Here is a 15,077-nt window from a genome sequence, read left to right as displayed (position 1 = left end):
GTTCGCCGTCTGGACCAACGCGTATCAGCCGCGCATCGCGGCGATGACGCCGTCCAGCGTTTCCAGCATCAGGTCGATTTCCTGTTCGGTCACGTTCAGGGCCGGCATGAAACGCAGCAGGTTGGCGCGCGGCGCGTTCAGCAGCATGCCTTGCGGCTCCAGCTTGCGCGCGGCGTCGACGATGGCGGGGCCGTCGTCGCGATCCATCACGAGTGCGCGCAGCAGGCCGGCGCCGCGCTCGCCGCGCATGCCCCATTTGGCCGAGAGCTTCAGCAGGCCCTCGGACAGCTGGCGGCCGCGCGCCTGGACGGTATCCAGGAAGCCCGGGGCATTGAGCACGTCGAACACCGCCACGCCCACGGCCGTCATCAGCGGGTTGCCGTTGTAGGTGCCGCCTTGTTCGCCATGCGAGAACACGCTGATATCCTGGCGCGCCAGCAGGGCCGCCAGCGGCACGCCGCCGCCGATGCCCTTGCCCAGCGTCATGATGTCCGGCGTGATGCCGTACTGCTGGTAGCCGAACATGGTGCCGATGCGGCCCATGCCGGTCTGCACTTCATCGACGATCAGCAGGATGCCGTGCTGGTCGGCCAGCTTGCGCAGGCCTTGCATGAATTCCACGGTGGCCGGGATGACGCCGCCTTCGCCCTGCACGGGTTCCAGCATGACGGCCACGGTCTGCGCGTCGATCAGCTTGCGCACCGATTCCAGGTCGTTCAATTCGCCCTTGGGAAAGCCGTCCACCTGCGGGGCGAACATCTTGTCCCAGCCGGGCTTGCCCGAGGCCGACATGGTCGCCAGCGTGCGGCCATGGAAGCTGTGGTTCATCGTGATGATTTTGTAGGCGCCGTTGCGGTTCACGCGGCCCCACTTGCGCGCCAGCTTGATGGCGCCTTCGTTGGCCTCCGCGCCGCTGTTGGCGAAAAAGACGCGATCGAACACCGACGCCTTGGTCAGGCGCTGCGCCAGCTGCAGGGACGGTTCGTTGTAGTAGGCGGGCGAAGGATTGATCAGCTTCGCCCCTTGCTCGTTCAGGGCGCGCAGCATTTCCGGCGCGCCGTGGCCCAGGCAGTTCACCGCCCAGCCCTGGATGAAGTCCAGGTATCGCTTGCCCGTGTTGTCCTCCAGCCAGGATCCCTCGCCTCGCACGAACACGAGGTCCGGGCGGGAGGTGATCTCCATGAGGGTGTTGACGTTGTACTGGCTGAATTCCATGGCGGTTCCTGGTTGAAGGAAGGGAAAAGTTGCCGGCCGCGGGGTATGCGACGGGCAAGGGAGTAAATTTATCACCCACGGGCGACGCGATAGGGATCCGGGCCCCGGGAATTTGAGGCGGCGCGGTAAAAATGCATCAGCGCGCGGCCGGCCGGCCGTAGGCGCCAGCGCATGCCGCGCGCCCGTTGCGCATCGGCGGGCGCCGGCGGGGGCGAGGCGGCCGCGAGCTTCTGTATACAAATTTTGTGTAATAGCGTTAAATCTGCGCTTTGCCGCCGCGGCGCGGCCACGGCGGCGATGCGGATTCGGGCGCGCCATGCGGGGCCGGATCCCGACGCGGATCCCGCCGCGGCGCGCCACCGATCGATTCCTTCCTTACGCGGAGCCCGACATGTCCCCTATCGCTTTACCCGCGCGCGGCGAGCGCGTCCTGCGTTGGGCCGATGCGCTGGCACGGCATTCCGATCACGCGGAACACCTGACCTGCGCCTATATGACGCCCGCCCATCGCGCGGTCGCCGCCCTGCTCGAGACCTGGATGCGCGAAGCGGGTTTCGACGAAGTGCGCCACGATGCGGTGGGCAATGTCATCGGCCGCTACCGCGCGGCGCCGGGCCAGCGCGACGCCATGCTGGTCGCGACCGGCAGCCACTACGACACCGTCCGCAACGGCGGCCGCTACGATGGCCGCCTGGGCATCCTGCTGCCCATCGCCATCGTCGCGGACCTGCACGCGCAGGGGCGCCGCCTGCCCTTCGACCTGGAGGTGATCGGCTTCGCCGAGGAAGAAGGCCTGCGCTTCGGCGGCAGTTTCCTGGGATCCTCGGCCTATGTCGGCCGCTTCGACCCCGGCGTGCTCGACCATGCCGATGCCGACGGCGTGCCGCTGCGCGAGGCGCTGCGCCAGGCCGGCTTCGATCCGGCCCGGGCGGGCGCGCCGGCCGAGCCGCCGGCCGGGCTGGTCCACTATTTCGAAATCCATATCGAGCAGGGCCCGGTGCTGCTGGACCGCGGCCTGGCGGTGGGCGTGGTCAGCGCCATCGCGGGCAGCGTGCGGCGCCTGTTGACGCTGCATGGCCGCGCCAGCCACGCGGGTACCACGCCCATGGGGCTGCGCCACGACGCCGCCTGCGCCGCCGCGGAGATCGTCCTGGCGGTGGAGCGGCGCTGCGGGCGTACCGAGGGCCTGGTAGGCACCGTGGGCCGCCTGGAAGTGCCCAACGGCTCCATCAATGTCATCCCCGGATGCTGCCAGCTTTCGCTGGACGTCCGTGCCCCGGACGACAAGGTGCGCGATGCCGCACTGGCCGATATCGACGCCGAGATCGCCGCCATCTGCCACCGGCGCGGCGTGCGCCATGCGATGGAGGAGATCATGCGCGTTCCCGCCACGCCCTGCGCGCCGGCCCAGCGGGCGCTGTGGTCCGCGGCGATCGCCGCGCACGGCGTGCCGGTGCATGAGCTGCCGTCCGGCGCCGGCCACGACGCCATGATGGTGGCCAATGTGGCGCCCGTCAGCATGCTGTTCGTGCGCTGCGGCAATGGCGGCATCAGCCACAACCCGCTGGAAAGCGTGACCTCGGAAGACGTGCAGCTGGCGGGGCAGGTCGCCGAGACCTTCCTGCTGGGCCTGGCGCGGGTGCTGGAACAGCCGGCGCGTCAGGCCTAGTCCCGCGCCGCGCCGTCCAGCAATTCGTCCAGCGCCAGCGCCACCACCCGGGTGGCCTTGCGCAGGTCTTCCAGGCGCAGGTTTTCGTCGGCGTTATGGCCGCCGGCCTCGATCAGCGTGCGCGGACCGGCGCCGTACAGCACCGTGGGGATGCCGCGCTCGGAATAATGCCGGGCGTCGGTATATAGCGGCACGCCATGCACGGGAATCTCGGCGTCCATCGCCGCCCGCGCGTGGCGCCGCAACGGTTCGATCAAACGTTCGGCCCCCGCCAGCTGGGTCAGTGGCCGCGCCAGCATGATGCGGCGCAGCTCGGCCGCGCATCCCGGCCGGCTGGCGATAGCGGTCTCGACGACATGGCGCAGCTCGGCCTCGGCATCGAGGTCTGCCTCTTCGGGAATCATGCGCCGGTCGACGCGGAAGACGACGCGGTCGGGCACGACGTTGGTGTTGATGCCGCCCTCGATCAGGCCGACGTTCAGTGTGGGCCAGCCGATGCCCGGCGTGGCCGAACGGCGCCGCGCCAGTTCGGCGCGAAAGGCGTACAGCACCTGCAGCACGTGGGTGGCGGCCTCCAGGGCGTCGGCGCCGGTTTCCGGCATGGCGGCGTGCGCTTGCCGGCCCCGCACGCGGATCTCCACGTGCAGACAGCCATTGTGCGCGGACGTGATGGCGTAGCCGAAGCCGGCGGACAAGGCATAGTCGGGCCGGCTATGGCCTTGCTCCAGCAGCCAGCGCGGGCCGATGTCGCCACCGGCTTCCTCGTCGAAGGTGAAGTGCAGCTCGACCGCGCCGCGATAGGCGGCGCCCTGGCGCTGCGCCTCGCGCAGCGCGAGCAGCGCCCAGGTATAGGTCGCGAAGTCCGACTTGGAAACCGCCACGCCACGGCCGTACATGACCGGGCCGTGGCGCGGGTCGGTTTCGATCTCCGCGCCGTAGGGATCGCGCGTCCAGCCTTCGCCTGGGGGCACCACGTCGCCATGGGCGTTCATGGCGATGACGGGCCCCTCGGCGGCAAAACGGTGCCGCACGATCAGGTTCACCGCCGACCGCATGCCGTTCGCCCGCACCTGCCCGGCCGGTACTTCGTAGGCTTCCACCTGCAATCCCAGCGCTTCCAGCAGGGCTTGCGCGCGCCGCGCGATGGGCGCGCAGTCGCCGGGCGGATTGTCGGAGGGCACGCGCACGAGTTCGCGCAGGAAGGCGATCTGGTCGGCGTGCCGGTCGTCCAGGAAGGCGGAAAGCAGGGCAGCATGGGCGGTCATGCGGGCACTGTAATGCATGTAAATTTTGTATGCAATCTCTGTCGCCTGGAATTGGTTAGACTCTTGCTTTACCCATCCGCCCCGGTCGACGCCGGCCCGGCACTCCACTTCCAGCACACGCGCAATGCCCGCAGCGACCCCCGCCGACACCAGCACCGAGCACATCGCCCGCGATATCGCCGCGGCCATCGTCTCGCACCGGCTGCCGCCCGGCACCCGCCTGCGCGAAGAAGCCCTGGCGCGCGCCTATGGCGTGAGCCGCACCAAGATACGCGCCGCGCTGCTGATGCTGTCCAAGGACAAACTGATCCGCACCGTGCCGGACAAGGGCGCTTTCGTCAGCAAGCCCAGCGCGGCAGAGGCGCGCGAGATCTTTTCGGTGCGACGCATCCTGGAAACCGCCATGGCCCGCGAGTTCGTGGCGCGTGCGCGGCCGGCGGACTACAAGCGCATCGAGCAGCACCTGAAGCAGGAGCGCAAGGCAATCGCGGGCAACGATGTGCAGCTGCGCAACCGCCTGCTGGGCGACTTCCATATCCTGCTGGCGGAAGTGGCCGGCAATTCGGTGCTGACCGAAATGCTGCGCGAGCTATCGGCGCGCAGCGCCATCATCACCGTGCTGTACCAGTCCAACGTGGATGCGGCCTGTTCCTCGGACGAACATCACGCCTTCCTGGATGCGGCGCGCAAGGGCGATGTGGAAACGGCCTGCAAGCTCATGGTGGAGCACCTGGATCACGTCGAGCAGGGGCTGGACTTCGCCGCGGAAGCCGACGGCGACGGCGACTTGGTCGCGGCCCTGCTGACCTGACGGGCCGGACGAAGGCGGCGCCGGCCGGCCGACCAGCCCGGCAGCCGCCGTCCCGCGCACCGAACCCGTGCAAACGCCGCACCATCCCGGCGCCGCGGCCCTCCCGGGACCCACGTTTCCGCCATGTCCTCGGCGCTTTTGCAAAAAAGTTCTATCCTGTCACAACTTTCTTTCATAGTATTTCCGGCTATGCGGGCGCGCGCATGCGGCAGGATGGCCGCGCGCAGCCACGCCGCGTGACCGGTCGCGCCATTCCACCGGTTTCCCCACCCGGGATCCGGCCGTCGCCGCCGCGCGGACATCGCATCCGCGCCGCGTGCCCGGCCCGCCCGTCATTGTTCGGATGCACCATGGAAGAAGCGCAGACCATCGCCGACCTGTCCCAGTGGATAGGCCGGATCACCAGCGGAAAGATCCGCGACATCAAGGAAATCACGCTGGAAACGCGCCTGCTCGGCTTGAATGCCGCCATCGAGGCATCGCACGTCGGCGAGGCCGGGCGCGGCTTCGCCATCGTCGCGGGCCGGGTACGCGAGGTATCCGAGCGCGTCGAAGCCCTGGCGAACTCGCTGCAAAGCGAATTGCGCGAGCTCGCCGACAGCGTCACGAATGAACTGCGCCGCAGCCGGGGCCAGCGCCTGGCCGATCTGGCCCTGAACGCCATCGAGACCATAGACCGCAATCTGTACGAACGCACCTGCGATGTGCGGTGGTGGGCCGCCGATACGGCGGTCAGGCAGGCGCTGTGCGAACCGGGCCCGGACACGGCAGGCCACGCCAGCGAACGCCTGGGCATCATCCTGGACACCTATACGGTCTATCTGGACATCTGGATCGTCGATCCTTCCGGACGCGTGCTGTGCAACGGGCGGCCGCAGGCGTATCCCGACGCCGTCCACCGCGACGTTTCCTCCGCCGTCTGGTTCCGCCAGGCCATGGCCTGCGCCGGACCGGAGGAATACGCCAGCTGCGATATCGAATGCGTGCCCGCGCTGGGCGGTGCCCAGGCGGCCATCTACGCCGCGGGCGTCTACGAAGGCGGCGAAGGCAGGCGCGCGCCGGCCGGCGTGCTGGCGGTGTTCTTCGACTGGCGCAAACAGGCGGCTGGCGTATTGGCCAATGTGCGCCTCGCGCCGGAGCCGGGCAGGGCGGTGCGCTGCATGATCGTCGACGCACGCGGACGCGTGATCGCCAGCACCGACGGCAAGGGCCTGCTCACGGACCGCTTCGAACTCCGTGCGCAGGACGGCGACGGCAGCGGCTACTACCGCGATGGCGATACCTTGTGCGGCTACGCCCTGACCCCTGGCTATGAGACCTACCCAGGCATGGGGTGGCACGGCGTGGTAGTCGACAAGCCGGCGTAGAGGCCGGCGTAGAGGCCGCCGCGCCAGCACGGTGCGGCACAGCTCGGATCCGGCGGCGCGTTCTTCGCTGTCCACCTGACGTAATTTCCCAACACGCGCCCGGCCGGCGCCACGCCGCACAAGCGTGGCGCGCGCGCGCACCCATGCGGTGCGTCGCACCGCCCGGCGCGGGGCCGGCGCGTCCGTCTCCCCTCTGTAGTCGCCGTGCCGGGCAATGGCATGCATCTTGCATTGACCAGTTTTGTATACCGATTTGGTGTGCAAAGAGACCCCGCCCGCGGGCGGCATCCGGAGAACTCCATGAACCGTAGACACCTTTTGCTGGCGCTGTGCGCCGCCGCGACCGTGCTGGGCGCGGGCTCCGCGCGCGCCGACGCGCTGCAGGACATCCAGAAAGCCGGCGTCATCCGCGTGGCGGTACCGCAGGATTTCCCGCCGTTCGGATCCGTGGGCCCGGACCTGAAACCGGTGGGCTACGACATCGACACCGCGAAGCTGGTCGCCAGCCGCCTGGGCGTCACGGTCGAACTGGTCCCGGTGACCAGCGCCAACCGCATCGCCTATCTGCAGACCAGCAAGGTGGACCTGGTCATCTCCAGCATGGGCAAGAACGCCGAGCGCGAGAAGGTCATCGATTTCTCGGTCGCCTATGCGCCCTTTTTCAATGGCGTGTTCGGTCCGGCCAGCATCAAGGCCGCCAAGCCCGAGGACCTGGACGGCAAGACCGTAGGCGTGACGCGCGGCGCGGTGGAAGACATCGAACTGAGCAAGATCGCGCCTTCCGGGGCGACCATCAAGCGCTACGAAGACAACAATGGCACGATCTCGGCCTTCCTGTCGGGGCAGGTGCAGCTGATCGCCACCGGCAACGTCGTGGCCGCCGCCATCCTGGCGAAGAACCCGCCCAAGAAGCCGGAAACCAAATTCCTGATCAAGAACTCGCCCTGCTACATCGGCTTGAACAAGAATGAGCCGGCGCTGAAGGCCAGGCTGGACGCCATCCTGGCGGAAGCGAAACAGGACGGTTCGCTCAACGCCATCTCGCGCAAGTGGCTGGGTACCGACGTACCGGCCGGACTGTAGCCGCCCATGGCCTACCGCTTCGATTTCCTGGCGGTCGCCGACTATGCGCCAGTCCTCTTGAGAGGACTGGCCGTGACCGTCGAACTGATCGCCGTGGGCGCGGTGGCCGGCGTGGCGATCGGCATCGCCTGCGCGTGGGCAAGCACGCAGGGGCCGCGCTGGACGCGGCTGCCGGTCACGGCCTATGTCGAATCGATCCGCAACACGCCCTTCCTGATCCAGCTTTTCTTCATCTTCTTCGGCCTGCCGTCCATCGGCGTGCAACTGGGCGAGATGCAGGCCGCCTGCCTGGCCATGGCGATCAACCTGGGCGCCTATAGCACGGAGATCATACGCGCCGGCATAGACGCCACCCCGCGCGGCCAATACGAGGCCGGCATGAGCCTGGCCATGAGCCGCATGCAGGTATTCCGCCACGTCGTGCTGCGGCCGGCCCTGGCGCGCATCTGGCCGGCCCTGGCTTCGCAGATCGTGATCGTGATGCTGGGTTCGGCCGTGTGCTCGCAGATCGCCGCGGAAGACCTGTCCTTCGCGGCCAACTTCATCCAGTCGCGCAATTTCCGGCCTTTCGAGGTCTACATCGTCACCACGGCGATTTACCTGCTGCTGGCCATCCTGCTGCGGCAGATCCTGCGCATGGCGGGGCGACGCATTTTCGGCAGGAGCGCGCGATGATCGAATTCTCGCTATGGGATATCGTGCGCAACCTGCTGCTGGCGGCGCGCTGGACCGTGGTGCTGGCGGTCGTCGCGTTCGCCGGCGGCGCCATCCTGGGACTGGCCGTGCTGATGATGCGGACGGCGCGGTCGCGCTGGCCGCGCCGCATCGCCTGGGCCTATATCGAACTGTTCCAGGGCACGCCGCTGCTGATGCAGCTGTTCCTGGCCTTCTTCGGGCTGGCGCTGGCCGGCCTGGACGTGCCCGCGTGGCTGGCCGCCGGCACGGCGCTCGTCCTGTGGTCGGCCGCCTTCCTGGCCGAGATCTGGCGCGGCTGCGTGGACGCCATCCCGCGCGGCCAGTGGGAAGCCTCATCCAGCCTGGCGATGGGCTACGCCCAGCAGATGCGCCACGTCATCCTGCCGCAGGCCATGCGCATCGCCGTGGCGCCCACCGTCGGTTTCACGGTGCAGATCGTCAAGAGCACGGCGTTGACCTCCATCATCGGATTCACGGAGCTGTCCAAGGCCAGCACCATCATCACCAATGCCACCTTCAGCCCCTTCACCGTCTACGCGGTGGCGGCGCTTATTTACTTCGTGCTGTGCTGGCCCCTGTCGCGCGCCAGCCGCAAACTGGAAAGGAAGCTGCATGCCGCTCATCGCGCTTGAAGACATACGTAAGCGCTTCGGATCCAACGAAGTGCTGAAAGGCGTCACGCTGCGCGTGGAGCCGGGAGAAGTCGTCGCCATCATCGGCAAGAGCGGGTCCGGCAAGAGCACGCTGCTACGCTGCATCAACGGGCTGGAAACGATAGACCACGGTTCCATCATGGTGGCCGACGCGCAGATGGTGAACGACGACCTGCACTTGCGCGCGCTGCGGCTGAAGGTCGGCATGATCTTCCAGCAGTTCAATCTTTTCCCGCACCTGACCGCCGGCCGCAATGTCATGCTGTCGCCCATGGTCACGCGCAAAATGCCGGAGGCCGAAGCGCAGGCGCTGGCGCGGCTGATGCTGGAGCGCGTGGGGCTGGGACACAAGTTCGACGCCTGGCCGGACCAATTGTCCGGTGGCCAGCAGCAGCGCGTCGCCATCGCGCGGGCGCTGGCCATGCAGCCCATCGCGCTGCTATGCGACGAGATCACCTCCGCCCTCGATCCCGAACTGGTCAACGAGGTCCTGGCCGTGGTCCGGGAGCTGGCCGCCGACGGCATGACGCTGCTGATGGTGACGCACGAAATGCGCTTCGCCCGCGAAGTCTGCGACCGGGTCGTCTTCATGCACGAAGGCCGCGTGCATGAAACCGGCGACCCGGAAACCGTCTTCGGCAATCCACGCACGCCCGAACTGCGGCATTTCCTGGGCATGGCGGCCGCCTAGCGCGGCGGGCTTCAGCGGCTCAGGCCCCGCGCCGCGATGGGCCAGATGCCTTCCACCACCCCGCCCCGCAGCGCCACCAGCGTGTCGTGCAGATTCATGGTGGGATCGCAATGCGAAGGCACCAGCAGCAGCTTGCTGCCCAGCGCCGGCGTGGCGGTGCCCGCCGCCACCCGCACCACGCCGTGCTCGTCGTTGGCCGCCACGTAGCTGAGCCCGGGCTGCCGGTACAGGCGGGGCAGTCCGCATTCGATCGTGGTGGACTTCAATCCCGCATCGAGCACGATGCGATCGGCCGACGGCGTGCTCATCACCGTGCTGAGCAGGAACAGGCTGTTGCGCAGGCGCAGTTCGCCGGCCCACTCGTTGTCGCCGTAGTCGCCGTCCATGAAGGCATAGGTGCCGGCCTGCAGCTCGGTGTAGACGCCGCCCGGCGCGTCGAATTCCGCCGTGCCCGTGCCGGACCCGGTGACGATGGGGCAGGCGTAGTCATGCTCGGCCAGGATGCGCGCGCACTCCTTGGCGCGCGCGGCCGTCTCGCGGCAGGCGGCGGCGCGCTCGGCATGGCCGCGCCGGTGTTGCAGCGAACCGTGGTACGCCTGCAGGCCGGCGAAGCGCAGGCCCGGCAGGCTTTCGATGCGCCGGGCCAGCTCCAGCGCCGCGGTCGGCGAGGAGACACCGCATCGGCCCTGGCCAACGTCCAGCTCCACGAGCACATCGATGCGCGCGCCATGCCGGGATGCGGCGCGCGACAGGTCCGCGACATTGTCCACGTGGTCCACGCAGACGCTGATCCTGGCCTGCCGGGCCAGCGCGGCCAACAGGTCCAGCTTGGCGGCGCCGACGACCTCGTTGCTAATGTGGATATCCCGTATTCCGGCGGCAACGAAGGGCAGCGCCTCGCTGACCTTCTGCACGCATATGCCGCGCGCGCCCGCCGCCGCCTGGCGCAGCGCGACCTCCGGGCACTTGTGCGCCTTGGCATGTGGACGCAGCGCGACATCCCAGCGGTCGGCCCAGTCCTGCATGCTGCGCAGATTGTGCTCGAAGGCGTCCAGGTCGAGCACCAGGCAAGGCGTGTCCACCTGGTCCAGCGCGTCCCCGATCCGCGCCGGCGCGGGCAGCTCCGGCAAGGGGATGCCGTCCCCCGTCACGTCCAATTCGGTATTCTCCAAAAAGCTCTCCTTTATGCCGGCTTGACCGGCGTATCGCCCCTCGCGCGGCCACTGCCGCGGCCCTTGCGCCTGACTTCAGCCTGAACGGCATGCACCATAACGGCGCGCGGCGAACGCCGCCGTCGCGTCCATATAACATCCGCGGCAGAGCGGTTGCCCCGGACCTTGAATAAGCGTAAAGTCAATTTATGTTTGCTGGTTTGCCGATGAGCGGGCCGACTGGGCAAACTGGCACAAACGCTGCGCCCTATGTTCGATATCCTGGTCTATCTTTTTGAAAATTACTACACGCCGCAAGCCTGTCCTGCGGCGGATGTACTGGCGAAACGTCTGGCGGCGGCGGGCTTCGAACACGAAGACATCGACGATGCGCTGGGCTGGCTGTACGGCCTGGCCGAGACCACCGAGCGCTGCGTGGATCTCGCGCAGCAGCCGGCCACCGGCACGCGCATCTACACCGACAGCGAATACCGCCAGCTGGGCAGCGAGGCCATCGGCTTCATCACCTTCCTGGAATCCGCCGGGGTGCTGCCCGCGCCGCTGCGCGAAATCGTCATCGATCGCGCGCTGGCCGCGCCGGAATCCCCCGTCCCCCTGTCCAAGCTCAAGATCACGGCGCTCATGGTGCTGTGGAGCCAAGAGGCGGACATCGATAACCTCGTGCTGGAAGAACTGCTGGACGACGACGGCGACGTCCGCTGCCTGCACTGACACCGCGCGGTCCCGCAATCGACGGCCGGCCCCTGGGGCCGGCTTTCCTTTGGCGCGCCGGATATCGGCTTTTCCATGACCTACATCGGCCGTTTCGCTCCCAGTCCCAGCGGACCGCTGCATGCCGGCTCGCTGGTCGCCGCGCTGGCCAGCTATCTGGACGCGCGCGCCCATGGCGGCCAGTGGCTGCTGCGTATCGAGGACATCGACACGCCGCGCACGGTTCCCGGCGCCGATCGGGCGATCATGCGCCAGCTGCAGACGCTGGGCCTGCATTGGGACGGCCAGGTCCTGTGGCAATCCCATCGCGACGCGGCCTACCGCCAGGCACTGGAGGACCTGACCGCGCGCGGGCTGGTCTACGGTTGCGCCTGCACGCGCCGGGAAATCATCGAGAACCACGCCGCGCTCGAACAGGCGCGCGGCCAGCGCCTGGCCTTGCTGGACGGCGAACGGCCGTATGTCGGGACTTGCCGCAACGGGCTGCCGCCCGGCAGGCAGCCGCGCGCCTGGCGCCTGCGCGTACCGCCCGGCGAGGAAACCTTCACCGATCGCTGGCTGGGCCCGCAACGGCAGGACGTGGCGCAGGCCGTGGGCGATTTCGTACTGCGTCGTGCCGACGGCATGTGGGCCTATCAATTGGCCGTGGTGGTGGACGATGCGGCGCAAGGGGTCACCGATGTCGTCCGCGGCGCCGACCTGCTCAGCTCGACGGCGCGCCAGCGCGTGCTGGCCCGGCTGATCGGCGCGCGGCCGCCCCGCGTCATGCATGTGCCACTGGTCCTGGACCCCGCGACGGGGCTGAAACTGTCCAAGCAGAATCACGCACCGGCGCTGGATCTTGCGCGGCCCGTGGAGCAACTGGCGCTGGCCTGGCGGACGCTGGGCTTCGGACCCATCGCGGCCGACACGCCGGATGCTTTCCTGGCCCAGGCCGTGGCGCAATGGGCGCGCCGCTATAAAGGCTGAAGGTCGGCATTCAGCAGGCGTACCAGCAGCCCCGTGCCATCGTCCCCCACCCGGAACTCGCCGTAGCGGGCCTGCTCATATCGCGCCCCCTCGCCCTCCGGGAAGAAATACGCATTGGTGACCAGGCGCACGCCGTCGGCGCGCACGCGGTAGCGCAATACGACCTCCGCCGGGTCGTGGGGCTGGGGATCGGCCTGCACGCGCAAGGGCTGCGCCACGCCTTGGGCATCGGGCTTCAGGACCAGGTAGCCATCGGTGCGCGGCCCGCCCCACAGGCCCGCCACGGCGGGCGGCTGGCCGTCCTGCAGCCGGGCGATGTCCTGCGCGGCGGCGAAACGCAGCGCCATATAGTCGCCCTGCATGAAGGCGCGGGGGTCGACGGGCGCCAATGCCAGCCGGACCACGTGCCCGGCGGCAAGCAACTGCTCGCGTTGCCAGATACCGGTGTTGACCACGGCCAGGACCGCCGCCAGTCCGGCGACCATCACGGCCGCCCACAGCGGCCGGCGCGGCGAAAAAGGGGTGGCGGGCGCGACCGGCGCGACGCCTTCCAGCAGGCGCGGCAGGCGCCACGCGACCAGCCGCATCGCCAGCAGCAGCACGCCGGCGACCGCCAGCCAGACCGACTTCTGCAGCAGCGGTACGGCCAGCTGGTAGTAATACAGGACCAGATATATAAGCAGCACGGTCTGGCCGAACCGGCGCAGGCGCGGCCGTCCCAGGCCGAAGCCCAGCAGTATCCAGGCCAGGGCGAAGGCGATGCCCGGCGCGGGCATCCAACACACCGCCAGGACCAGCAGGCCCAGGGGCACGCCGGCACGGACGCTGGCAGGCAGGATGCCGCGCCGGGTCCGCATCAGCGCCCAGCCCACCGCCACGGGCAGCAGGGCGGCCAGCACCAGGAAAGCGGCCCCGGGCGGATGCAAGGCCCACAGTGGGCCCAGTTCCCACACCGGAACGCCCGTGGCCTGCAGCGCGCCCAGTTGCGCCGCCAGGGCGAAAGCCCACGCCAGCGGCTGCAGCATGTCGCGGCGGGCGGCCTGCATGCGTTCCCGGGCCAGGAAGGCCGCGGCCGCCAGCCAGGCTCCGCACACGCAGGCGGGCAGCCACACGGTCAGGCCGCGCACCATGTCGAAGCCCATCCAGCTCATCACGTTCTCGTACAGCGCCTCTGTGCCCGCTGAAAAGGACGTCAATATGAACAGGGCCAGCGCCATCATGAGGCCGCTGAGGAAACGCAGGATGGCGTCGGGCGCAAGGACGTAGACGGCGATGGCCAGCACCAGGATGAGCAGGGCGGCGCCCGTGGCCGAGTTGGATACCGACAGTCCCGCCACCACCAGGATCTGCCCGCAAAAGGCCAGCGCCGTCGCGCACTGGCGCCAGAACAGCTGCTGCGCGTTGCGCGCCACCGCGACACCGGCCACGCAGAGCACCAGCCCCAGCACCAGGGCCGCGGACGTAGTCTGGACGATGCCCGAGGCCACCAGGAAGAGCAGCAGCAGCAGGGTGGCGATCCAGGCGCTCAAGCCCAGCAGGCCCTGCACATACCAGGGCGTGGCGGTGCGGCGGGCGGCCTGCGGGCCCAGCTGTACCACCGCCCCGGCGGCGGGCTCCACCGCGCCGCCGGCCGATGCCGCGGTCTCGGGCGCGGCGGCCGGTGCCGCGGCGGCGGCATCCGCGGCGGCCGGCGAACCGGCGGCCGGCGTACCGGCGGCCGGCTCCGCGACGGGCGCGGTGGCGGGCGCCGCCGAGGCCGCCGGGACTTCGGCAGCGGCCGCCGTGCCGGTGCCGGCGGCCGCGACAGCCGTGCCGGCCGCCAGGCGGCGCAACCAGCGCGCGGCGATGACGGCCTCGCCCATCAGCAGCGCGGCCAGTGGCAAGGCCACCCAGACGCCGGGGTCGATGCGCAGCAGCCATTCGCCGACCACGCGCAGCGACACGCAGATCACGCCGGCGGCGAGCAGCGCCAGGATCACCAGGTCCAGGCGGATGCGGGTGTAGAAATATCCCAGGACCAGCGTCACGCCTACCCAGGCCAGGCCGGTATAGGTGCCCAGCCCCTCGACCACGGACTCGCCGAAGACCAGCGCCAGCGCCAGCACGCCGACCGCCAGCAGGGCCAGCACGCGCGGCCCGACGCCGGTGCGCGCATGCCAGCGGCGTGCGCACAATTCCCAGACCGCTAGCATCAGCAGGTCGGCCGCGCTGACCACCAGGCTGGGGAAGCCGGGGCCATCGAACACCGCCCACCAGGACAGCACTCTTTCGCCGAGCAGCAATGCGAGCGCGATGTTGGCCAGTATGATCCACAATAGCCACACGCCCTGGCTGCGCGCGGCCACGGCCCAGGGCAGCAGCAGCACCGTCCACAGCGCGAACAATTCCCAGGTGTCGGCGCCGGTCTGGTAGGTCTGGCCCACCAGGGCCAGCAGCGCCCCCAGCAGCACGCTTGCCAGGCCCACCACGCAGGCGCGGCCGTGCGCGGCGACGGCGGTGCGCGCGGGCCGCGCATACAGCCAGGCGGCGAGCAAGGCGCTTGCTGCCAGCAGTGCCTGCGCCCCCGCCAGGCGCTGGATCTTGCTCATGCCATCCCAGTTGGCGGCCACCCAGCAGACCGCCGCGCTGGCCAGGAGCAGGAGCCCGAGCGCCAGCGTCGCACGACCCAGGAACGCGCGCCAAGCGTGCAATTCCGATCCTGCCGGCGTACGGGTATCGACTTGCATGTGGCGATTCTCCCCTCTTATCATCCGCGCTATTGCGGCGGCCCGCCGC

Annotated in this window: 13 protein-coding genes; 9 read left to right on the top strand and 4 right to left on the bottom strand. The window is 69.2% G+C overall.

Features of this window, described 5'->3' with window-relative positions:
- Window positions 1-24: 24 nt before the first annotated feature.
- A complete protein-coding gene (locus BAU06_RS00505) occupies window positions 25-1,215 on the bottom strand; it encodes an acetylornithine transaminase (RefSeq protein WP_066342758.1) in 1,191 nt (396 codons plus the stop codon).
- A 391-nt stretch (window positions 1,216-1,606) separates the two neighbouring features.
- On the opposite strand from BAU06_RS00505, the gene BAU06_RS00500 reads away from it, so the two are divergent.
- Window positions 1,607-2,884 carry an allantoate amidohydrolase gene (locus BAU06_RS00500; protein ID WP_066357594.1) on the top strand — a complete coding sequence of 426 codons (1,278 nt, stop codon included), beginning with the start codon at window positions 1,607-1,609 and terminating at the stop codon, window positions 2,882-2,884.
- On the opposite strand, the gene BAU06_RS00495 is transcribed toward BAU06_RS00500, so the two are convergent.
- Window positions 2,881-4,167, bottom strand: a complete 1,287-nt coding sequence (locus tag BAU06_RS00495) for a M20/M25/M40 family metallo-hydrolase (protein ID WP_066342755.1) — start codon at window positions 4,165-4,167, stop codon at window positions 2,881-2,883. The genes BAU06_RS00500 and BAU06_RS00495 overlap by 4 nt on opposite strands.
- A 106-nt stretch (window positions 4,168-4,273) precedes the next feature.
- On the opposite strand from BAU06_RS00495, the gene BAU06_RS00490 reads away from it, so the two are divergent.
- The 6 genes from BAU06_RS00490 to BAU06_RS00465 all read left to right on the top strand — a co-directional run bounded on the left by BAU06_RS00490 (window position 4,274) and on the right by BAU06_RS00465 (window position 9,450).
- The gene (locus BAU06_RS00490; protein ID WP_066342753.1) at window positions 4,274-4,960 is read left to right on the top strand and encodes a GntR family transcriptional regulator; all 687 of its coding nucleotides are present in this window, start codon (window positions 4,274-4,276) and stop codon (window positions 4,958-4,960) included.
- A gap of 350 nt (window positions 4,961-5,310) precedes the next feature.
- A complete protein-coding gene (locus BAU06_RS27240) occupies window positions 5,311-6,327 on the top strand; it encodes a methyl-accepting chemotaxis protein (RefSeq protein WP_066342751.1) in 1,017 nt (338 codons plus the stop codon).
- A gap of 300 nt (window positions 6,328-6,627) precedes the next feature.
- The gene (locus tag BAU06_RS00480) at window positions 6,628-7,410 is read left to right on the top strand and encodes a transporter substrate-binding domain-containing protein (protein WP_066342749.1); all 783 of its coding nucleotides are present in this window, start codon (window positions 6,628-6,630) and stop codon (window positions 7,408-7,410) included.
- 6 nt (window positions 7,411-7,416) lie between these two features.
- Complete coding sequence (locus tag BAU06_RS00475) at window positions 7,417-8,085, top strand: amino acid ABC transporter permease (RefSeq protein WP_066342739.1); 669 nt, start codon at window positions 7,417-7,419, stop codon at window positions 8,083-8,085.
- Window positions 8,082-8,738 carry an amino acid ABC transporter permease gene (locus BAU06_RS00470; protein WP_066342736.1) on the top strand — a complete coding sequence of 219 codons (657 nt, stop codon included), beginning with the start codon at window positions 8,082-8,084 and terminating at the stop codon, window positions 8,736-8,738. The genes BAU06_RS00475 and BAU06_RS00470 overlap by 4 nt, the downstream gene beginning before the upstream one ends.
- Window positions 8,719-9,450 (top strand): amino acid ABC transporter ATP-binding protein, encoded by a 732-nt coding sequence (locus tag BAU06_RS00465; protein WP_066342734.1) that lies wholly within the window; start codon window positions 8,719-8,721, stop codon window positions 9,448-9,450. Before BAU06_RS00470 ends, BAU06_RS00465 begins: the two co-directional genes overlap by 20 nt.
- An 11-nt stretch (window positions 9,451-9,461) precedes the next feature.
- On the opposite strand, the gene BAU06_RS00460 is transcribed toward BAU06_RS00465, so the two are convergent.
- Window positions 9,462-10,475, bottom strand: a complete 1,014-nt coding sequence (locus BAU06_RS00460) for a DSD1 family PLP-dependent enzyme (RefSeq protein ID WP_335617500.1) — start codon at window positions 10,473-10,475, stop codon at window positions 9,462-9,464.
- 396 nt (window positions 10,476-10,871) lie between these two features.
- Here BAU06_RS00460 and BAU06_RS00455 point away from each other — a divergent pair, with 396 nt between their 5' ends.
- Entirely contained in the window at window positions 10,872-11,333 is a 462-nt protein-coding gene (locus tag BAU06_RS00455; RefSeq protein WP_066342731.1) for a Smg family protein, read from the top strand.
- A 75-nt stretch (window positions 11,334-11,408) separates the two neighbouring features.
- On the top strand, window positions 11,409-12,302 hold the full coding sequence (gene gluQRS, locus BAU06_RS00450; protein ID WP_066342725.1) for a tRNA glutamyl-Q(34) synthetase GluQRS: 894 nt from the start codon (window positions 11,409-11,411) through the stop codon (window positions 12,300-12,302).
- Here gluQRS and BAU06_RS00445 read toward each other — a convergent pair.
- Complete coding sequence (locus BAU06_RS00445; protein ID WP_066342723.1) at window positions 12,290-15,028, bottom strand: GDYXXLXY domain-containing protein; 2,739 nt, start codon at window positions 15,026-15,028, stop codon at window positions 12,290-12,292. The genes gluQRS and BAU06_RS00445 overlap by 13 nt on opposite strands.
- Window positions 15,029-15,077 lie beyond the last annotated feature (49 nt).

This window comes from Bordetella bronchialis (assembly GCF_001676705.1).
Classification (GTDB): Bacteria; Pseudomonadota; Gammaproteobacteria; order Burkholderiales; family Burkholderiaceae_B; genus Bordetella_C; species Bordetella_C bronchialis.
This window is presented reverse-complemented; position numbering and strand designations above follow the sequence as displayed.